Raw genomic sequence first — 20,631 nt, forward strand, 5'->3', positions numbered from 1 at the left:
ACTCGACCTGGGCCGCGTCGAGCGCTTCCTCGCCCTCGCCTGGGAGTCCGGCGCCCGGCCCGTCGTCGTCCTCGGCAAGGCCGACCTCGTGCCGGACCCGGTCACCCGCGCCCACCTCGTGCACGACGTCGAGATCAGCGCGCCCGGCGTGCCCGTGCTCGGCGTCAGCGCCCTGCACGGCGACGGGCTCGACGCCCTCGTCGCGCTCGTCGGCTCCGGTACGTCCGTGCTGCTCGGCCAGTCCGGCGCGGGCAAGTCCACGCTGGCCAACGCCCTCGTCGGCGAGGACGTCATGGACGTACGGGCCGCGCGGGACGTCGACGGCAAGGGGCGGCACACCACCACCACCCGCAATCTGCTCGTCCTGCCCTCGGGCGGGGTGCTGATCGACACCCCCGGGCTGCGCGGGGTCGGCCTGTTCGACGCCGCGAGCGGGGTCGGGCAGGTGTTCTCCGAGATCGAGGAGCTGGCCGAGCGGTGCCGCTTCCCCGACTGCGCGCACGAGGCCGAGCCGGACTGCGCGGTGTGCTCCGCCGTGGACCGCGGGGAGCTCCCCGCGCGGCGCCTGGAGAGCTACCGCAAGCTGAAGCGCGAGAACCAGTGGATCGTCGCCAAGACCGACGCACGCGTGCGTGCGGAGCGCGGGCGGCACTGGCGGAGGAAGGAGGCCGAGGGCAAGGCGGCGCGGGAGTTCAAGCGGGCGCGGTACCGGTAGGCGCGCCCACAGCGTCGCGTCCGATTTCCGCTAGCCGCCCCCCTCTCCCCGTCCCACACTGGAAGGCGTGATGGACGAGGACAGCAGGTACGAGGCGGTGCGCAGTCGGGACGGGCGGTTCGACGGGGCGTTCTTCTTCGCCGTCGAGACCACCGGGATCTACTGCCGGCCGAGCTGCCCGGCGGTGACGCCCAAGCGGCACAACGTGCGGTTCTTCGCCACGGCCGCCGCCGCGCAGGGCTCCGGGTTCCGGGCCTGCCGGCGGTGCCGGCCGGACGCGGTGCCGGGGTCGGCGGAGTGGAACGTACGGGCGGACGTGGTCGGCCGGGCCATGCGGCTGATCTCCGACGGCGTCGTGGACCGCGAGGGCGTCTCCGGGCTCGCCGCCCGGCTCGGCTACAGCGCCCGGCAGGTGCAGCGTCAGCTCACCGCCGAAGTCGGCGCCGGACCGGTGGCGCTCGCCCGGGCCCAGCGGGCGCACACCGCGCGGGTGCTGCTCCAGACCACCGGGCTGCCCGTCACCGAGATCGCGTTCGCGGCCGGGTTCGCCAGCGTGCGGCAGTTCAACGACACCGTCCGGGAGGTGTACGCCGCGACACCGACCGAGGTGCGCGCCGCCGCCCCCCGCACCCGGGACGGCCGCCGCCCGGCCCCCGGCGCCGGCATCCCGCTGCGGCTCGCCCACCGGGGCCCGTACCAGGCCGCCGCGGTCTTCGACCAGCTGGCGGCCGAGGCGGTCGCCGGGGTCGAGGAGGTCTGCGGCCCGCCGGGCGGCCGCACCTACCGGCGCACGCTGCGGCTGCCGTACGGCACCGGGATCGTCGCCGTCGAGGAGCGCACCCGGGCGCCGCGCACCGGCACCGGTACCCGGCCCGGCGGCTGGCTCGACGCGCGACTGCACCTCACCGACCCCAGGGACCTGACGACCGCGGTGCAGCGGCTGCGGCGGCTGTTCGACCTCGACGCCGACCCGTACGCCGTGGACGAGCGGCTCGGCGCCGACCCGCGGCTCGCCCCGCTGGTCGCCGCCCGGCCCGGACTGCGCTCGCCCGGCGCCGTCGACCCGCTGGAGCCCGCCGTGCGCGCGCTGGTGGGCAGCGCGGGCGCCGAGCCGCTGGTGCGCCGCTACGGCAAGGCGCTCGACGCCCCCAGCGGCGGCCTGACCCATCTCTTCCCGGAACCCGCCGTGCTCGCCGAGGCCGAGCCCGACGGGCCGCTGGGCGCGCTCGCCGTGGCTCTCGCCGACGGCACCCTGCGGCTGGACGCGGGCGCCGACCGGGACGACGCCGTGGCGGTCCTGCTCGCCCTGCCCGGCATGGACCCGGCCGTCGCCGCCGCCGTCCGCGTCCGCGCCCTCGGCGATCCGGACGTCGCCCCGCCCGGCACCGAGGTCCCCGACGCCTGGCGCCCCTGGCGGTCGTACGCCGTCCAACACCTGCGCGTGGCGGGGGAGTCGGGCTGATGCCGCTGAGCCCGGAGGGCGTGCCCGGGCACCAGCGCCGCGGACACCGCCCGGCGCGGATCCTCCCCCCGCCCTTTACGCCGAGCGGGTGGACCACCGTGCACGCTGCGGGGGGACGGGCCGGGCGTGTGGGACGGTCGCCTCCGACGAGCCACGGCGAAGGCGGGCGGAGACATGGCCAAGGTCGGACGGATCCTCGCGGTGCTGCTGCTGGCGATGCTGCCCGGTCTGGCGGCACCGGCCCTCGCCCACCCGCAGCCCGCGGCACTGCCCCTGTGGACCGGCAGCTGGGAGACCGCCCCCTCAGGGACTGCGGCCGCCCGGCCCGGCGCCGCCATCCGCAACGTCGTCCACCTCAGCGTCGGCGGCGACGCGGTGCGCGTACGGCTCAGCAACCGGTTCGGCACCGCGCCCCTGAACCTCGGCGCGGTCACCGTCGCGCTGCGCGCGGCGGCCGGCCCGGACGCCCTGCCCGGCACGCTGCGCGCCGCCACCTTCCGGGGCGTCCCGGCCGTCACCGTCGAGCCGGGCCAGGACACGGTCACCGATCCGGTGCCACTGCGCGTCCCGGCCGCCGCCGACCTCCTCGTCACCGTCTACACCCCCGGCGACAGCGGCCCCGCGACCACCCACCAGACCGCCCTGCAGACCAGCTACGTGGCCGCCGGCGGTGCGGACCGCGCCGCCGACACGGACGGCACCGGCTACCGGGCCACCGTCACCCGCTGGTACTACGTCACCGGCGTCGACGTCCTCGGCGACTCCGCCGGCAGCGTCGTCGCGTTCGGCGACTCCCTCACCGACGGAAACGGTTCCACCCCCGACACCAACCGCCGCTGGCCCGACCGGCTCGCCGACACGCTGCGCGCCGGCCGGTACGGCGTCCTCAACGCGGGTATCTCAGGGAACCGGCTGCTGCACGACGGCGTCGGGCCGCGCGCCCTCACCCGGCTCGACCCCGACGCCCTGGACCGCGCGGGCGTACGGGCCCTGGTGGTCCTGGAGGGCATCAACGACATCAAGGGCAGCCCCACGGCCGACGACGTCACCGCCTACGCCGACGCCTACCGCACGCTCGTCGCCCGTGCCCACGCCCGGGGCATCCGGGTCATCGGCGTCACCCTCACCCCGTTCCGCGGCTTCGCCGCCTACACCGACGCCCGCGAGGCGGTACGGCAGCAGGTGAACGGCTTCATCCGCACCGGCGGCGCCTTCGACGCGGTCGCCGACGCCGACGCCGCCGTCCGCGACCCGGACGACCAGTCCCGCATCCTGCCCGCCTACGACCCCGGTGACCACCTGCACTTCAACGACACCGGCATGGCCGCCGTCGCCGACACCGTCCTCAAGGCCCTGACATCCTGAGCCTCGCCGTCGCACGCGGTCAGCCCCACAGCACCGCCCCCAGCCACGCCCCCGCGATCAGCAGACAGGCGAACAGTTCGGCCAGCACGCTGGAGCCGCCCGAGCGCAGCGCCGTACGCAGCGCGGCCATCGCCTCGCCGTGCCGGCCCAGGCGCAGCCGCTCGTGCAGATAGATCCCGGCCATGAAGCCCGGCACCGCGCCCACCACCGGAAGCAGGACGAAGCCGAGGAACGCCCCGCCGCCCGCGTACACCGCCATCCGCGGCGTGGCACCGCTCTGCCGCAGCCGGCGCGGCGGCAGCACCCAGCGCACGGCCAGCGACAGCAGCAGCACGGCGGTCGCGCCCACCAGGACGGACCAGGCCAGCGGCTGCGGATCCGTCAGCGCCCACCACAGCACCGCGGCCCACACCAGCCACGACCCCGGCACCCCGGGCACCAGCACTCCGCACAGGCCGAGCACGATCACCACGCCGACCAGCAGGAGTTCCGACACTCCCATCTGCCCAGAGTGCCGGAGAAGCCACGGAACGGCAGGACCGCGCAGCGGGACGGCGGTGCGGGGGCGTTGCTCAGGAGCGGGTGACCCAGCCCCGTTCGCAGGCGTGCCAGCCCAGTTGCAGTCGCGTCGTCACGCCGGCCAGCTCCATCAGCCGCCGCACGCGGCGCTGCACCGTGCGCAGGCCCAGATCGAGCTGTTTCGCCACGCTCGCGTCGGTCAGCCCGGCCAGCAGCAGCGACAGCACCTCCAGATCGGTGCCGTCCGGGCCGTCCGGCTCCTCCTCGGCCACCCCGAAGGCGCCGAGGCGCAGCGGCAGCGCCTCCCGCCACACCGACTCGAACAGCCCGGCGAGCAGTTCCAGCAGCCCGCTGGCGTGCACCACCAGCGCGGCCGGCTCCGCCGTCGTCGAGGTGAGCGGCACCATCGCCAGCGAGCGGTCGGCCACGACCAGCTTCGTCGGCACCCGGTCCACCACCCGCACCCGCTCGTCGCGGCCGAGCGCGGCCGTCAGCTCGGTCACCGCGTGCGGCAGGTCCAGCGCCGCACGCTCCACGACCACCCGGTAGCGCACGCCGCGTACGGCCGCCTGCTCCTCCGCCTCGTTCTCCATGCCCGACACGACCAGGGGCCGGGCGGTGACCAGCGCGCACACCTCCTGCGCCGCGCCCAGCTGGAGCTGGAGGAAGCGCTGGGCGACCGCCGACGCGCCGGTCACCACCTCGACCAGATCGTGCACCTCCGGCTCGGCCGCCGCCGCCCGGTACTCCTGCGCGAGCATGGCCGCCGCCAGCTCGGCCTTCTCCAGCTCGTGCCGCTGCTGGGTGAGCAGTGCGCCGAGCGCCACTCCCGGCGGCGCCGCCACCCAGCGGCCGGGCCGGGCCGGGGACTGCGCGGCGAGCCCCTGCCGCTCCAGCCGGCGCAGCGCCCGCTCGGTGTCCGGCTCGGCCAGCGTCAGCCGGCGCGCCAGCTCGCCCACCTCGGCCGCGCCGGCGGAGACCAGCGCCCGGTACGCCGCCTCGTGCGTGTCGTCCAGCCCTATCGCTGCCAGCATCGGCCTTCGCCCCTCCCACGAGCCACCACACGCCACGGCCACGTCGCCGCGGCGGGGGTTCGGCCTGGCGGAAACCGGCCACGGCGCAAACCCGCCGCGGAACATCATCGCCGCTGTGCGGGTGACTCTGCCAAGGTGGCAGCACGTGGGGCAGATGGTCGCGATCGCGATTCACAGCTTCGTCTCAGGAAACCAAGCCACAATCCGGCCATCCGATCGGCGCCGTTCACCCGGCCCGGTCGCGCGGAACGTGGTCCGGGCCCGTACGCGTGCGCGGCATGCGAAGGGGATACGGGGCCGGGCCACCGCGGACGTCGCCGGGCGGTCCTCCCGTGGGGGGTGGGGCCGCCCGGCGGCCATCAGCCTTTTCTCGTACGGGAGTTCACCCCTTCACCCGACCCGCCGTCGGGTGTGGCGGTCGGCGGCGGATTTTCCCGATGCCCCGTTTCCATCCGGCCCCCGCGGTGGACAATTACCGGCATGAGCCAGCAGGGGGGAAGGCCCGCCCGTCCCGAGGACGACTGGTGGGGGCAGCTGTACGACGACTCCACCGCGGACACGGGCCCCACGGCGGCGCCCGATTCCCTGGACGACCGCTTCGCCTCCGCGAAGAACACGGTGACGGAACCGTCGCCGGGCGAGGCGGAGGACGCAGCGAGCACGCGACGTACCGGACGTACAGGGGGCGCGGGGGGCACAGGGGCCACGGGGAGCGCGAACGGCATGGCACGCCGGGAGCCCGCGCTGCCGGCGCAGCGCACGACCGGGCCCCCGGCCACCGAACCGCCCGCCACTCCCGCGGGGCCGCCTCCGGCTGCGGGCGACTGCGCCGGGGCGGATGCCGTCCCCGCGCCCGCCGATGCCCTTCCCCCGTGGCCGCCTTCGGACGCGGCCTTGCCCGAGGCCTCCGCCGCCCCGACGGCCGGGTGGCGTCCTCCCCGGGAGCCGGAACCGGCCCCGGCCCCCGTGCCGGACTCGCCCTCACCCGCGGTCCCGCCCCCGCCCCCCTCCGCGCTCGACTACGTGGGCTCCGGGCCGCCCACCTACGATCCCGAGCCGACCGCGCTGCCCGCCGCCGAGCCCGACGCGTTGGGGGAGCTGGTCGCGGACACCGTGCTGGACGGGGCCCGGTACGGGGCGTGCACCGTGCGGGCCGTGTCGTTGCGGGGGGACTCGGCGCGGTTCCGGGGCGAGCCGCGGCGGGACGCGCTGCTCACCGCGCGGTTCGGGACGGGGGAGCGGGCGCTGGTGCTCGTCGCGGTGGCGACCGGGGCGCGGGCCACGCCGGGGGCGCACCTGGCCGCGGCCGAGGCGTGCCGGTGGATCGGGCGGGCCGTGGGGCGCAGCCATGCCGGGCTGGTGGAGGACATCCGGGCGGCCCGGCGCGGCGAGCTGAAGTCGGGGCTCCAGCGGCTGGCCGACCGCAGCCTCGGCCGGCTCCGGGCGAGCGCGGCCGAGCAGGGCGTCGACCCCGAGGAGTACACGGCGAGCCTGCGCTGTCTGCTGCTGCCGGGCGATCCGGACTGCCGTACGCGCGTGTTCTTCGGCGTCGGCGAGGGAGGGCTGTTCCGGCTGCGGGACGGCGCCTGGCAGGACATCGAGCCGCGGCTCGCGCCGGACGACGACACCGCCGCCGCGCCCCTGACGTCCGAGGGCGACCGGTTCACCCTGGACCTCGGCATCCCCACCCCGCCGAGCCCGTACGAGCCGGCCCCGGAGCCGCCGCGCGAGCCGTTCCGCTTCCGTGCCGCTCTCGCCCGGCCGGGTGACGCCCTGGTGATGTGCAGCGCGGGCCTGGCCGAACCGCTGCGCGGCGAGCCCGCGCTCGGTGCCTACCTGGCCCGCCGCTGGTCCGGTCGCACCCCGCCCGGCCTCGCCGCGTTCCTCGCGGACACCCAGGTGCGGGTGAAGGGTTACGCCGACGACCGTACGGCGGCGGCCGTGTGGGAGGCGTGAGCGCCGGCCCTGTGCCTGTATGGACGCATGGCCAAACAGAACGTCGCCGAGCAGTTCGTCGACATCCTCGTCCGCGCCGGCGTACGCCGTCTGTACGGGGTGGTCGGCGACAGCCTCAACCCCGTCGTGGACGCCGTGCGCCGCAACTCCGCCATCGACTGGATCCATGTCCGCCACGAGGAGACCGCCGCGTTCGCGGCCGGGGCCGAGGCCCAGATCACCGGGAAGCTGGCCGCCTGCGCCGGCTCCTGCGGCCCGGGCAACCTGCACCTGATCAACGGCCTGTACGACGCCCACCGCTCGATGGCCCCGGTGCTCGCCCTCGCCTCGCAGATCCCCTCCAGCGAGATCGGCCTCGGCTACTTCCAGGAGACCCACCCCGACCGGCTCTTCCAGGAGTGCAGCCATTACAGCGAGCTGATCTCCAACGCCCGGCAGATGCCCCGGCTGCTGCAGAGCGCCATCCAGCACGCGGTCGGCCGCAGCGGCGTGAGCGTCGTCTCGCTGCCCGGTGACATCGCCGCCGAGCCGGCCCCGGAGAAGGCCGCGCAGAGCGCCCTCGTCACGTCCCGGCCCACCGTCCGCCCCGGCGACGCCGAGATCGACGCGCTCGCGGAGATGATCGACGAGGCCCGCCGGGTCACCCTGTTCTGCGGCAGCGGCACCGCCGGCGCGCACGCCGAGGTCATGGAGTTCGCCGGGCGGATCAAGTCGCCGGTGGGGCACGCCCTGCGCGGCAAGGAGTGGATCCAGTACGACAACCCGTACGACGTCGGCATGAGCGGTCTGCTCGGCTACGGCGCCGCCTACGAGGCCACCCACGAGTGCGACCTGCTGATCCTGCTCGGCACCGACTTCCCGTACAACGCCTTCCTGCCCGACGACGTGCAGATCGCGCAGATCGACGTACGGCCCGAGGTGCTCGGCCGCCGCTCCCGGCTCGACCTCGCCGTGTGGGGCGACGTACGCGAGACGCTGCGCTGTCTCATCCCGCGAGTGAAGGAGAAGACCGACCGGCGCTTCCTCGACCGGATGCTGAAGAAGCACACCGACGCGCTGGAGGGCGTGGTCAAGGCGTACACCCGCAAGGTCGACAAGCACGTCCCGATCCACCCCGAGTACGTGGCCGCCGTCCTCGACGACGTCGCCGACGACGACGCCGTGTTCACCGTCGACACCGGCATGTGCAACGTGTGGGCGGCGCGGTACGTCTCGCCCAACGGGCGCCGCCGGATCATCGGTTCGTTCTCGCACGGCTCGATGGCGAACGCGCTGCCCATGGCGATCGGCGCCCAGTTCACCGACCGGGGCCGGCAGGTGGTGTCGATGTCGGGCGACGGCGGCTTCTCGATGCTGATGGGCGACTTCCTGACCCTCGTCCAGCACGACCTTCCGGTCAAGGTGGTGCTGTTCGACAACTCCTCGCTCGGCATGGTCGAGCTGGAGATGCTGGTCGCCGGACTGCCCTCGTACGGCACCACCAACGTCAACCCCGACTTCGCCGCCGTCGCACGGGCGTGCGGGGCGTACGGGGTGCGGGTGGAGAAGCCCAAACAGCTCGCCGGGGCGCTCAAGGACGCCTTCAGACACCGGGGACCGGCGCTGGTGGACATCGTCACCGACCCCAACGCGCTGTCCATCCCGCCGAAGATCAGCGCCGAGATGGTCACCGGGTTCGCGCTCTCCGCGTCCAGGATCGTGCTCGACGGCGGGGTCGGCCGGATGCTTCAGATGGCCCGCTCCAATCTGCGCAACGTGCCACGTCCTTAGCGCCTCCGCAGCGACCGGAGGGGCGGATTTCGGCCAGTTTCACGGGGTGTGACGGTGTGCCGACGGCCGGTGCCGGGCGCATCTGCCCGGCCGTCCCGGGGCGTCCGTGGCGGCCTGCGCCTTCCCGGGAGGCGGGGACGCGGGTGCGGGGCGGCCCGCCGGGCGGCCCGCACGCCCGGCACCCGTGGCCGAACAGCGGTCCTCGGGCGGGGGCCAGGACTGCCCCGGTCTCTGCTGGGCAAGCATCCCCCGTGAACGTGTTCGACCAGGAGGGGCAGGGGAAGACAGCGTGCGGGCGGGGGTCATGAAGAGGCAGGCACGAGGGGGCGGGCCCATGGTCGTGGGGGCCGCCACGGACACGACGGGGGAAGCGGCCGGCACCACCACGGATCACGCGCACCGGTTCCGGCGCAGGCTGGGGCGGGCGGATCTGCGGGCGGTGCCCGAGGCCCGGCGCGAACTGCGCGAACTGCTGCGGCACTGGGGCAAGCCCGGCCGCTCGGAGATCGCCGAACTGCTCACCAGCGAACTGGTCACCAACGCGCTCGTCCACACCGACGACGACGCGGTCCTCACGGCTGTCGTGGCGCCGGGCGGACTTCGCGTGGAGGTACGGGACTTCGTGGCCGGCAGACCCGAGCCGCGGGGGCCGGAGACGGACGACGACACCCACGGCCGGGGCCTGGTGCTGGTGCAGTCCCTCGCGGACGCCTGGGGCGTACGGCCGCACGGCGTGGGCAAGTCGGTGTGGTTCGAACTGGGCGCCGAGGCGGCCTGAGCGCGCGGACGATGCGGGGCGGGGGCGTGACCCGTGCGGTCACGCCCCCGCCCCGGAACAAGCATGCGTCGGCCTAGCCGAACTGCTGCTCCAGGTCCTTCAGCTTGCGCTCCAGGGAGTCCAGGCGCGGCAGTGCCATGGTGTCGTCCTCCGCGGTGAGATCGACGGTCACCGGCTCAGATCCGGCGCGGACCGGCTGCAGGGAGGGACGGGCGCGTACGGGCAGTTGCTCCGCGCCGGATATGGCAGGCTCCGCGGCGACTTCGGCGGGGGCGCGCTCGACGGCGCCCACCTCGACCTCGACCTGGCGGCCGGCGCGTCCGACGAAGCCGCGGTGGCCCCGGCTGATCGCCTTCAGCTGGGCGCGCTCGATGCGCTGCTGGTCGCGCCGGCGCTGCCGCGTCTCGTCCTTCTGCCGCTTGTCGTCGCGGACCTCCTCGACCGCCTCGTCGAGGCTGCGCACGCCCTCCAGGAGCATCAGCGACCAGGCCTTGTAGGTCTCGCGGGGGGCGCGCAGCCAGCGCACGATGCGGATCTGCGGCAGCGGACGCGGCACCAGGCCCTGCTCGCGCAGCGCGGCCCGGCGGGTCTGCTTCAGGGCGCGGTCGAACAGGACGGCCGCCGACAGCGACATGCCGGAGAAGAACTGGGGGGCGCCGGCGTGGCCGGCGCCCCGGGGCGCGTGCACCCAGTTGAACCAGGCCGCCGCCGCGGCGAACATCCACACGAGGATCCGGGAGCCGAGCGCCGCGTCACCGTGGCTGGCCTCGCGCACGGCGAGCACCGAGCAGAACATCGCCGCGCCGTCCAGGCCGAACGGCACCAGGTACTGCCAGCCGTCGGTCAGCCCCAGGTTCTGTTCGCCGAAGCCGACGAGGCCGTGGAAGGACAGCGCGGCCGCGACCGCCGCACAGCAGAACAGCAGCACGTAGGAGGCGGTGCCGTAGACGGCCTCCTTGCGTCGCCGGCGCTCCTCGCTGCGCTCCCACGAGTCGTCCGCGTTCGCGTTCTCCCCGGAGGAGCGCTTGCCGCGCGCGAGCACCGCCACCGCCGCCAGCATGCCCAGGAGCAGTACGGCGCCCGGAAGCAGCCAGTTCAGCGATATCAGCTTCATCAGGGGTCCCTTGCATTGGGATAGGGCGTAACGCCCGCCATAGTGGCCCACTCCCGACGGCCCTCAGAGGGTTTCGGGGCAAGAGGCCGCCAAGAAGGTGCAAGGGGATGCCCAGGACGGCGTTCTGCTCGAACTGCCGCATGAGGGGCGGGAGTTGAGTTCGAATAAGAGTACCCGGACGGATGGTGCCGCGGAAAGTTCCCGTGACACGTGAGGAGGTTGTGAAGTGCGGGGAATCGCCGTAGATGATCTTAGTGGACGCGCGAGGCCGTCTTGATCACACTCGGGCAAGCCTGACTTTATCGTTTCAGCGAAGCGGCGCCGGTGAGTTTGCACCTCCGGGTTCTGCGCCTAAGGTGCTTGACGGACAGGTGACAACCCGCCGTTAATGGCCCAAGTACCGACAAGCCGCCAGGAGGATCCCGTGGACCCCGTGAAGCAGGGCACCCAGGGCTGCGCCCGGGTGCCCGCGCAGGCACGCGTGGCGCAGGCCTCCTGCCCCTCCGGCGGCCCCCGGGAGCGGGAGGCCGCGTCGCCGGGCGCGCGCGGCGAGCACCCGCCCGCCGAGCCGCCGATACCCGGGCCCCGGGCCGCGGTGCAGCGCTCCTCGGTGCGCGGCCAGATCCTGGACGCGCTGCGCACCGCCCTGGTGACCGGCGAGCTGGAGCCGGGGGAGGTGTACTCGGCACCGGTGCTCGGTGAGCGCTTCGGGGTTTCGGCGACGCCCGTGCGGGAGGCCATGCAGCAGCTCGCCCAGGAGGGCGCCGTCGAGGTCGTGCCCAACCGGGGCTTCCGGGTCGTCCGGCGGGGTGCGCGCGAGCTGTCCGAGCTGGCGGAGGTCCGCGGGCTCATCGAGGTGCCGGTGATGCTGCGGCTCGCCCGTACGGTGCCGGCCGAGCGGTGGGCCGAGCTGCGGCCGCTGGCGGAGGACACGGTCCGCGCGGCGGCCGCCGGCTGTCCCGCCACGTACGCCGAGTCCGACCGGGCCTTCCATGCCGCGCTCCTCGCCCTGTCCGGCAACGAACAGCTGGTCCGCATCGCCTCCGACCTGCACCGCCGCTCCCAGTGGCCGCCGGTGCGCCAGGGCCGCGGGTATCTGGTCGCCGACGCGGCGGAGCACATGGCGCTGCTGGAGGCGTTGGTCGCGGGGGACGTGGACGTGGTGCGGGGGCTGGTCTCCGAGCACTTCGCGGGCGTGGGCTGAGCCGGGGCGGGCGGGCGCCGTGGGCGTCGGGGGTCGTCTGCCGGGTGCGGCCCGGCGGGGGCCGTTCGCGCAGTTCCCCGCACCCCTTGAGGGGCTGCAGCTGAGCGCCCTCAACGGGCGATCCACCACGACGCACCCGCGCCCGGCGGCGAAGCAGGGTCGATCACCCCGTCCCTACGCCGTCGCCACCCCCGGCGCCGGGGGTGCCAACTGCCGTGCCAGCCACGTCGGTACGCCGCCCAGCAGGCGGAACAGGCGGCGAGCCTCCTCCCGCAGCCGGGACGCCTCAGGCTCGGTCTCCGCGTCGGCCAGGGAGGCGAGGGCCGGGGCCGTGCCCACCAGGTAGCCCAGCTCCTCCCTGATCCGCAGGGATTCGGCGAAGCCGTGCCGCGCCTCGACCAACTCGCCGTCGCGCAGGGCGAGTCCGGCCAGGTGGCGCCAGGTGAAGGACAGCAGGAGCGGGTCGGCGTGGGCCGTGGCGCCCGCGTGCGCGCGGCGGTAGGCCGCGCGGGCCGCCTGCGGGGAGCCGGTGAGGTTCTCGGCCAGCAGGCCCCGCCGGAAGTCCAGCAGCGCCCGGCCCGCAGCGCCCGGCGGGATCAGCGCCGCCGCCCGGCCCAGTGCCGCCCGCGCCTCGTCCGCGCGGTCCCGCACCGTGTGCAGCGTTGCCGCGTAGGCCAGTTGACCGCGCTCGCAGGCCGCGGCGCCGCGCTCCTCGTCGGTGTGCGCGAGCGCCTCCGCCGTACGCAGCGCGTCCTCCGCCTCCGCCCAGCCCCGCTCGGTGTAGAGACACCGTTCGACCAGCAGCGCGGCCCGCTGGAGGGCCGGCGCGGGGACGTCGTGCGGCAGCAGGGCCGCCGCGTCCGCCCAGCAGGCCCGCGAGCGCAGCCGCCACACCGCGGTCTGGAGCGGATCGTCACCGGCGGTCGTTCCGTTGCCAGACATGGCGGAGTGCGCCACGTTGCCCTCCCCGAGCACGCCATCGAGCTGTTGAGTGGTGGCGGCATTCCAGCACCATTCGCCGGGCCGGGCCAAGGGGGTGGGTGAAAGATTTCACAAAGTGGTGGGGGTCCGGGCGTGACCGCGTTTGCGCGTGGTGCCCCACGCGCCCCCGCTGACCTCAGCTCATCCGCAGGGCCAGGAAGAAGTCCAGCTTGTCCTCCAGGCGCGAGAGGTCCCGTCCCGTCAACTGCTCGATCCGGCCGACCCGGTAGCGCAGCGTGTTGACATGCAGGTGGAGCCGGGTGGCGCAGCGGGTCCAGGAGCCGTCGCAGTCGAGGAACGCCTCCAGGGTCGGGATCAGCTCGGCGCGGTGGCGGCGGTCGTAGTCCGTCAGCGGATCCAGCAGGCGGGCCGTGAAGGCACGGCGGACGTCGTCGGGGACGAAGGGGAGCAGCAGGACGTGCGAGGCCAGCTCCTGGTGGCCGGCCGCGCAGACCCGGCCGGGGCGGGCGGCGGCCACCCGGCGGGCGTGCCGGGCCTCCTCCAGGGCGCCGCGCAGGCCCTCCGCCGAGTGCACGGCCGCGCTGACGCCGAGGGTGAGCCGCCCGTCGTCGTCCAGGCCTGCCGACAGCGGCTCGCGTACGGCCTTCAGCAGGGCGTCGGCCAGCAGGCCGCTCTCGGAGGAGCCGTCGTGCTCGGTGGCGACCGCCGGGAGGGGGACCAGGGCGATCGCCTCGTCGCCGGTGTGCGCGACCGCGATCCGGTCCGACGGCTCCGGGCCCGTGGCCTGCGGGTCGACCAGCACCTCCTCCAGCAGCGACTGGGCGACCGGGCCGCCGTCGATCTGCTCGCCGTCCCACTCCACGCGGGCCACCACGACCTGCCAGTGCGGGGCCGCGCCGAGCCCCGGCAGCAGTACCGGGGCGGCCACCCTGAGGCGGGCCGCGATCTCGGCGGGCGCGGCACCCGTCTGGACCAGCTCCAGGACCTCCTGGGCGAGCCGGCGCCGCACCGTGCGCGCCGCGTCCCGGCGGTCCCGCTCGACGGCGATCAGCTGGGTCACGCCCTGGAGCAGGTCCATCCGCTCCTCGGGCCAGTCGCCCGCGTCCGCCTCGACGGCCAGCAGCCAGTCCGACAGCACGGTCTCGCGCACGTCGCGGGCGGCCTGCGGGGTGCGGCCGGAGGAGCGGATCGGGAAGAGGGAGTACGTGGCGCCGCCCAGCAGGACCCGGTGCGGGCCACGCCGGCCGGTGCGGGTGGCGGCCAGGTGCTCGGCGGCCAGCTTCGCGCAGGTCTCGGCGGGCAGGTCGGGGCCCGCCTCCTTGGAGCCGGCGATCAGCCGGCCGGTGGGGGAGAGCACCCAGGCGCGCAGGTCCAGGTCGGTGCCGAGCAGGTCCAGGACGACGTCCGGGCCGCCGCCCGCCGGGCCCGAGGTCATCATCCGCCGGTGCCGGTCCACCACGGCCGCCAGGTCCCCGGCGCGCTCGCTGGAGACCTGCCGTACGACGTGCTCGGTGATCGTCGCGAAGGCCACCGACTCGTGCACCGCGAACAGCGGCAGCCGGTGCCGGGCGCAGGCCAGCACCAGGTCCTCCGGTACGTCGCCCAGCTCCGCCTCGCCGGCCGCGAGGGCCGCCACCCCGGCCTGCGCCAGGATGCGGACGAACGGTTCGGAGTCGTCGGCGTCCCGGCGCCAGGCGAGGCCCGTCAGCACCAGCTCGCCGCCGGAGAGGTACCGGCTCGGGTCGCGCAGGTCGGTCGTCATGACCCCGCGCACCGAGCGGTCCAGCTCGTCCTCGCCGCCGAGCAGCCGCAGCCCCAGCACATCGGTGTCCAGAAGTGCGCGCAGCCGCATCTCGTCGCCGCCGTTCTTGTGTCTCGAAACCTACGATGGATCTTGGAGGGTGACGCGGGAAGGGCCCGGCACGGGGCCGTACAGGGCGCAGTCCGGAGTCTCCGCAGTGTTTCCCGCGTTTCCCCGGGGAATCGGAGAGGTTACCGATGACCTCCGTTCATACGAATCTACAAGATGCCCGTGGTGGCCAGCCAACTCCTTCATGGTTTCGGTGACTGACCCCGCCGGAGTACGGGGCGGTGTACTGAGTCCACTCCGCGTTAACAGGACATGAACGAGCCGCGCCCGCCGCACACGGATTGGCTCAATCTGCACGACTCACGAGACGAAGAAGAGAGCCGGTCATGGACTTCCTTCGCCCCGCCAGCTGGGAGGAGGCGCTCGCCGCGAAGGCCGAGCACCCCACCGCTGTGCCGATTGCGGGTGGCACCGATGTGATGGTCGAGATCAACTTCGACCACCGCCGGCCCGAGTACCTGCTGGACCTCAACCGCATCGGTGAGCTCACCGAGTGGGAGATCGGCGAGGAGAGCGTACGGCTGGGTGCCTCCGTCCCGTACACGAAGATCATGGAGAATCTCCGTGCCGAGCTGCCGGGCCTGGCGCTCGCCTCGCACACGGTCGCCTCCCCGCAGATCCGCAACCGCGGCGGCGTCGGCGGCAACCTCGGCACGGCCTCGCCCGCCGGTGACGCCCACCCCGCCCTCCTCGCCGCCGGCGCCGAGGTCGAGGCGGAGTCCGCGGCCCGCGGCACCCGCCTCATCCCGATCGACGAGTTCTACACCGGCGTCAAGCGCAACGCGCTCCAGCCCGACGAGCTGATCCGCGCCGTGCACGTCAAGAAGGCCGACGGCCCGCAGCAGTACTCCAAGGTCGGCACCCGCAACGCCATGGTCATCGCCGTGTGCGCCTTCGGTCTCGCGCTGCACCCCGAGACCCGCACCGTGCGCACCGGCATCGGCTCGGCCGCGCCCACCCCCGTGCGGGCCAAGGCCGCAGAGGAGTTCCTGAACGCCGCGCTGGAGGAGGGCGGCTTCTGGGACAACGGCAAGATCATCACCCCGTCGGTCGCCAAGCAGTTCGCGGAGCTGTGCTCCGGCGCCTGCAACCCGATCGACGACGTCCGCGGCACCGCGAGCTACCGCCGCCACGCGGTCGGTGTCATGGCCCGCCGGACGCTGACCTGGACCTGGGAGTCGTACCGCGGCGCCCGCCGCGCATCTGAGGGAGCTGCGTAATGCGCGTCAACTTCACCGTCAACGGACGCCCGCAGGAAGCCGACGACGTCTGGGAGGGCGAGTCCCTGCTGTACGTCCTGCGCGAGCGCATGGGCCTGCCCGGCTCCAAGAACGCCTGCGAGCAGGGCGAGTGCGGCTCCTGCACCGTGCGCCTGGACGGCGTGCCGGTCTGTTCCTGCCTGGTCGCGGCCGGCCAGGTCGAGGGCCGTGACGTCGTGACCGTCGAGGGCCTCGCGGACTTCGCCAAGCAGCGCGCCGAGAGCGGCTGTGCGACCGGCGCCTGCGGCACGACCCTGCAGGACGCCCAGCAGTGGCGGGCCAAGGGGACCGACTCGCAGACCGGCGAGGGCGGTGAACTCTCCCCGATCCAGCAGGCGTTCATCGACGCCGGCGCCGTCCAGTGCGGCTTCTGCACCCCGGGTCTGCTCGTCGCCTCCGACGAACTCCTGGAGCGCAACCCGAACCCGACCGACGCGGACATCCGCGAGGCGCTGTCGGGCAACCTGTGCCGCTGCACGGGCTACGAGAAGATCATGGACGCGGTCCGCCTCGCGGCCGCCCGGCAGTCAGAGGCGGTCTGAGCGACATGCCCACCAACGGCGCTCCCACGAAGATCACCCAGGGTTCCCAGACCAAGGGCGGCATCGGCGAGTCCACGCTCCGCCCGGACGGCACGCTCAAGGTCACCGGCGAGTTCGCGTACTCGTCCGACATGTGGCACGAGGACATGCTGTGGGGCCAGATCCTGCGCTCCACCGTCGCCCACGCCGAGATCGTCTCGATCGACACCTCCGAGGCCCTCGCCATGCCGGGCGTGTACGCGATCATGACGTACGACGACCTGCCCACCGAGGTGAAGAACTACGGCCTGGAGATCCAGGACACCCCGGTCCTCGCGCACGGCAAGGTCCGCCACCACGGCGAGCCGGTCGCGATCGTCGCCGCCGACCACCCGGAGACGGCCCGCCGGGCCGCCGCCAAGATCAAGGTCGACTACCGGGAACTCCCCGTCATCACCGACGAGGCCTCCGCGACCGCGCCGGACGCGATCCTCGTCCACGAGGGCCGCGACGACCACCACTCGGGCCACGTCCCGCACCCCAACATCGTCCACCGGCAGCCGATCGTGCGCGGAAACGCGGACGAGGCCGCGAAGCGCGCGGACGTCATCGTCAGGGGCGAGTACACCTTCGGCATGCAGGACCAGGCCTTCCTCGGCCCGGAGTCCGGCCTCGCCGTGCCCGAGGAGGACGGCGGCGTCCACCTCTACGTCGCCACCCAGTGGCTCCACTCCGACCTGCGCCAGATCGCGCCCGTCCTCGGCCTGCCCGAGGAGAAGGTGCGGATGACGCTGGCCGGCGTCGGCGGCGCGTTCGGCGGCCGCGAGGACCTGTCGATGCAGATCCACGCCTGCCTGCTCGCCCTGCGCACCGGCAAGCCGGTGAAGATCGTCTACAACCGGTTCGAGTCCTTCTTCGGACACGTCCACCGCCACCCGGCCAAGCTGTACTACGAGCACGGGGCCACGCGCGACGGCAAGCTGACGCACATGAAGTGCAAGATCGTCCTGGACGGCGGCGCCTACGCCTCCGCCTCCCCGGCCGTCGTCGGCAACGCCTCCTCCCTCTCCGTCGGCCCGTACGTCATCGACGACGTCGACATCGAGGCCGTCGCCCTCTACACCAACAACCCGCCCTGCGGCGCCATGCGCGGCTTCGGCGCGGTCCAGGCGTGCTTCGCCTACGAGGCGCAGATGGACAAGCTGGCCAAGGAGCTGGGCATGGACCCGGTGGAGCTGCGGCAGCTCAACGCCATGGAGCAGGGCACGATCATGCCGACGGGCCAGCCCGTCGACTCGCCCGCCCCCGTCGCCGAACTCCTGCGCCGCGTCAAGGCGATGCCGCTGCCGCCCGAGCGCCAGTGGGAGTCCAGCGAGGGCGCCGACGTACGGCAGCTGCCCGGCGGCCTGTCCAACACCACGCACGGCGAGGGCGTCGTACGCGGCGTCGGCTACGCGGTCGGCATCAAGAACGTCGGCTTCTCCGAGGGCTTCGACGACTACTCCACCGCCAAGGTGCGCATGGAGGTCGTCGGCGGCGAGCCGGTCGCCACCGTGCACACCGCGATGGCGGAGGTCGGCCAGGGCGGTGTCACCGTCCACGCGCAGATCGCCCGCACCGAGCTCGGCGTCACCCAGGTGACCATCCACCCGGCCGACACCCAGGTGGGCAGCGCCGGTTCGACCTCGGCCTCCCGGCAGACCTACGTCACCGGCGGCGCCGTGAAGCACACCTGCGAACTCGTCCGCGAGAAGGTCCTGGAGCTCGGCCGGCGCAAGTTCGGCTCCTATCACCCGGCCTGGGCGACCGCCGAACTCCTGCTGGAGGGCGGCAAGGTCGTCACCGACGGCGGCGAGGTGCTCGGCGACCTGGCCGACGTCCTCGAAGGCGAGACCGTGGAGATCGAGGCGGAGTGGCGGCACCGGCCGACCGAGGCCTTCGACCTGCACACCGGGCAGGGCAACGGCCACGTCCAGTACTCCTTCGCCGCGCACCGCGCCGTCGTCGAGGTCGACACCGAGCTCGGCCTGGTCAAGGTCATCGAACTGGCCTGCGCCCAGGACGTCGGCAAGGCGCTCAACCCGCTCTCCGTCGTCGGCCAGATCCAGGGCGGTACGACGCAGGGCCTGGGTGTCGCGGTGATGGAGGAGATCATCGTCGACCCGAAGACGGCGAAGGTCAGGAACCCCTCCTTCACCGACTACCTGATCCCGACCATCCTCGACACGCCGACCATCCCGGTCGACGTCCTTGAACTCGCCGACGACCACGCCCCCTACGGGCTGCGCGGCATCGGCGAGGCCCCCACCCTGTCGTCCACCCCGGCCGTCCTCGCGGCGATCCGGAACGCGACCGGGCTGGAGCTGAGCCGCACTCCCGTACGGCCCGAGCACCTGACGGGGACCGCGTAAGCACCACCGAAAAGCTCTCCGGGCGGCGCCGGGAACGTCACACACTCCACCGCGCCGCCCGGAGGAACCCTCTTTGAGTTCCGCACCGCTCGCGGTCCTTGAAGTACCAGGAAATTCGTACGTCTCGGGCCGTCCCCCGGGTCGTCCATTCCCCAAATCCCGTACCTGTCAGGGCAGTTGTACGGGTGCCCCTGTGAACCTTGGGAGATGGCCCATGACCCAGCAGTCAGTGGAGCCCAGGACCGCAGCCGACGACGCCGGCGATGGCAGCCGCGTCCCGGCCGGACGGTCCTGGCTCGACCGGTACTTCCACATATCCCTCAGAGGATCCTCGGTCGCGCGTGAGGTGCGCGGCGGCGTCACCACCTTCATGGCGATGGCCTACATCCTCCTGCTCAACCCGCTCATCCTGTCCGGCAAGGACGTCCACGGCGACACGCTCGGCCAGAAGGCGCTGATCACCGCGACCGCGCTGGCCGCCGCGTTCACCACGCTGCTGATGGGCTTCGTCGGCAAGGTGCCGCTCGCGCTCGCCGCCGGCCTGTCCGTCTCGGGCGTGCTGTCCTCGCAGGTCGCCCCCAACATGACCTGGCCGCAGGCCATGGGCATGTGCGTGATGTACGGCGTGGTCATCATGCTGCTGGTCGTCACCGGCCTGCGCGAGATGATCATGAACGCGATCCCGCTCGCGCTCAAGCACGGCATCACCATGGGCATCGGCCTGTTCATCGCGCTCATCGGCCTCTACAAGTCCGGCTTCGTGCACCAGGGCAAGGAAACCCCGCTCAGCCTCGGCCCGGCGGGCCAGCTCACCGGCTGGCCGGTGCTGCTCTTCGCCGGCACGCTGCTGCTGATCTTCATGCTCCAGGCCCGCAACGTCCCCGGCGCCATCCTCATCGGCATCGTCTCCGGCACGATCGTCGCCTCGGTCCTCAACGGCCTCGGCGTCATCGACCCCAAGCAGTGGGCCAACGGCGCCCCCGAACTGCACGGCAGCGCCGTGTCGATGCCCGACTTCTCGCTGCTCGGGCACGTCGAGTTCGGCGGCTGGGGCAAGGTCGGCGCGATGACGATCGCCATGATCGTCTTCACCCTCGTGCTGGCCGGCTTCTTCGACGCGATGGCCACCATCATCGGCGTCGGCACCGAGGCCGAACTGGCCGACGACAAGGGCCGGATGCCCGGCCTGTCCAAGGCGCTGTTCATCGACGGCATGGGCGGTGCGATCGGCGGCGCGGCGGGCGGCTCCGGCCAGACGGTCTTCATCGAGTCCGCGACCGGCGTCGGCGAGGGCGCCCGCACCGGCCTCGCCTCCGTCGTCACCGGTCTGTTCTTCGCGGCCTGCCTCTTCTTCACCCCGGTCACCGCGATCGTCCCGCAGGAGGTCGCCTCCGCGGCCCTGGTCGTCATCGGCGCCATGATGCTGATGAACGCCCGGCACGTGGACTGGGCCGACCGCGCCACCGCGATCCCGGTCTTCCTGACCGTCGTCCTGATGCCGTTCACGTACACCATCACCACCGGTGTCGCCGCGGGCGTCATCTCCTACACCGCCATCAAGGCCGCCCAGGGCAAGGCCCGCGAGATCGGTGCCTTCATGTGGGGTCTGACGGTCGTCTTCCTGATCTACTTCGCCCTTCATCCCATCGAGGCCTGGCTCGGCGTGCACTAGCCGGGCCGACGCCCTGGGAAAACAACCCCGTTAGGAGAT

Annotated in this window: 16 protein-coding genes; 11 read left to right on the forward strand and 5 right to left on the reverse strand. The window is 73.7% G+C overall.

Annotated features, from left to right (window positions below):
• The 3 genes from rsgA to BIV23_RS35695 all read left to right on the forward strand — a co-directional run.
• Positions 1-715, forward strand: a 715-nt coding sequence (gene rsgA / locus BIV23_RS35685; protein ID WP_071385115.1) for a ribosome small subunit-dependent GTPase A, incomplete at its 5' end; no start/stop codon positions are given.
• Positions 716-785: 70 nt separating this feature from the next.
• Positions 786-2,177 (forward strand): DNA-3-methyladenine glycosylase 2 family protein, encoded by a 1,392-nt coding sequence (locus tag BIV23_RS35690; protein WP_177240154.1) that lies wholly within the window; start codon positions 786-788, stop codon positions 2,175-2,177.
• A 174-nt stretch (positions 2,178-2,351) separates the two neighbouring features.
• Positions 2,352-3,542: a GDSL-type esterase/lipase family protein gene (locus BIV23_RS35695; protein WP_071385117.1), complete on the forward strand. Its 1,191-nt coding sequence runs from the start codon at positions 2,352-2,354 to the stop codon at positions 3,540-3,542.
• A gap of 19 nt (positions 3,543-3,561) precedes the next feature.
• Here the strand turns inward: BIV23_RS35695 and BIV23_RS35700 are convergent, their stop codons facing one another.
• The gene (locus BIV23_RS35700) at positions 3,562-4,044 is read right to left on the reverse strand and encodes a DUF456 domain-containing protein (RefSeq protein WP_071385118.1); all 483 of its coding nucleotides are present in this window, start codon (positions 4,042-4,044) and stop codon (positions 3,562-3,564) included.
• 70 nt (positions 4,045-4,114) lie between these two features.
• Complete coding sequence (locus BIV23_RS35705; RefSeq protein ID WP_071385119.1) at positions 4,115-5,095, reverse strand: helix-turn-helix transcriptional regulator; 981 nt, start codon at positions 5,093-5,095, stop codon at positions 4,115-4,117.
• 480 nt (positions 5,096-5,575) lie between these two features.
• On the opposite strand from BIV23_RS35705, the gene BIV23_RS35710 reads away from it, so the two are divergent.
• The 3 genes from BIV23_RS35710 (at position 5,576) to BIV23_RS35720 (ending at position 9,599) form a co-directional block, all read left to right on the forward strand.
• The gene (locus BIV23_RS35710) at positions 5,576-7,051 is read left to right on the forward strand and encodes a protein phosphatase 2C domain-containing protein (protein ID WP_071385120.1); all 1,476 of its coding nucleotides are present in this window, start codon (positions 5,576-5,578) and stop codon (positions 7,049-7,051) included.
• A gap of 27 nt (positions 7,052-7,078) precedes the next feature.
• A complete protein-coding gene (locus BIV23_RS35715; RefSeq protein ID WP_071385121.1) occupies positions 7,079-8,821 on the forward strand; it encodes a pyruvate dehydrogenase in 1,743 nt (580 codons plus the stop codon).
• A gap of 334 nt (positions 8,822-9,155) precedes the next feature.
• Complete coding sequence (locus BIV23_RS35720; RefSeq protein ID WP_071373579.1) at positions 9,156-9,599, forward strand: ATP-binding protein; 444 nt, start codon at positions 9,156-9,158, stop codon at positions 9,597-9,599.
• A 73-nt stretch (positions 9,600-9,672) separates the two neighbouring features.
• Here the strand turns inward: BIV23_RS35720 and BIV23_RS35725 are convergent, their stop codons facing one another.
• Positions 9,673-10,713: a DUF2637 domain-containing protein gene (locus BIV23_RS35725; protein ID WP_071385122.1), complete on the reverse strand. Its 1,041-nt coding sequence runs from the start codon at positions 10,711-10,713 to the stop codon at positions 9,673-9,675.
• 433 nt (positions 10,714-11,146) lie between these two features.
• Between BIV23_RS35725 and BIV23_RS35730 the strand changes: the two genes are divergently transcribed.
• Positions 11,147-11,917, forward strand: coding sequence for a GntR family transcriptional regulator (locus tag BIV23_RS35730; protein WP_071385164.1), 771 nt, complete (start codon positions 11,147-11,149; stop codon positions 11,915-11,917).
• 174 nt (positions 11,918-12,091) lie between these two features.
• On the opposite strand, the gene BIV23_RS35735 is transcribed toward BIV23_RS35730, so the two are convergent.
• Both BIV23_RS35735 and BIV23_RS35740 read right to left on the reverse strand, forming a co-directional pair.
• The gene (locus BIV23_RS35735; protein WP_071385165.1) at positions 12,092-12,859 is read right to left on the reverse strand and encodes a hypothetical protein; all 768 of its coding nucleotides are present in this window, start codon (positions 12,857-12,859) and stop codon (positions 12,092-12,094) included.
• Between the two features lie 175 nt (positions 12,860-13,034).
• Positions 13,035-14,711 (reverse strand): PucR family transcriptional regulator, encoded by a 1,677-nt coding sequence (locus BIV23_RS35740; RefSeq protein ID WP_071385123.1) that lies wholly within the window; start codon positions 14,709-14,711, stop codon positions 13,035-13,037.
• 344 nt (positions 14,712-15,055) lie between these two features.
• Here BIV23_RS35740 and BIV23_RS35745 point away from each other — a divergent pair, with 344 nt between their 5' ends.
• The 4 genes from BIV23_RS35745 (at position 15,056) to BIV23_RS35760 (ending at position 20,592) form a co-directional block, all read left to right on the forward strand.
• A complete protein-coding gene (locus BIV23_RS35745; protein ID WP_071385124.1) occupies positions 15,056-15,949 on the forward strand; it encodes an FAD binding domain-containing protein in 894 nt (297 codons plus the stop codon).
• A complete protein-coding gene (locus BIV23_RS35750) occupies positions 15,949-16,530 on the forward strand; it encodes a (2Fe-2S)-binding protein (protein ID WP_071385125.1) in 582 nt (193 codons plus the stop codon). The genes BIV23_RS35745 and BIV23_RS35750 overlap by 1 nt, the downstream gene beginning before the upstream one ends.
• A gap of 5 nt (positions 16,531-16,535) precedes the next feature.
• The gene (locus BIV23_RS35755) at positions 16,536-18,920 is read left to right on the forward strand and encodes a xanthine dehydrogenase family protein molybdopterin-binding subunit (RefSeq protein WP_071385126.1); all 2,385 of its coding nucleotides are present in this window, start codon (positions 16,536-16,538) and stop codon (positions 18,918-18,920) included.
• A 214-nt stretch (positions 18,921-19,134) separates the two neighbouring features.
• Positions 19,135-20,592, forward strand: coding sequence for an NCS2 family permease (locus tag BIV23_RS35760; RefSeq protein WP_071385127.1), 1,458 nt, complete (start codon positions 19,135-19,137; stop codon positions 20,590-20,592).
• Positions 20,593-20,631 lie beyond the last annotated feature (39 nt).

The organism is Streptomyces monashensis (assembly GCF_001866665.1).
Lineage (GTDB): Bacteria > Actinomycetota > Actinomycetes > Streptomycetales > Streptomycetaceae > Streptomyces > Streptomyces monashensis.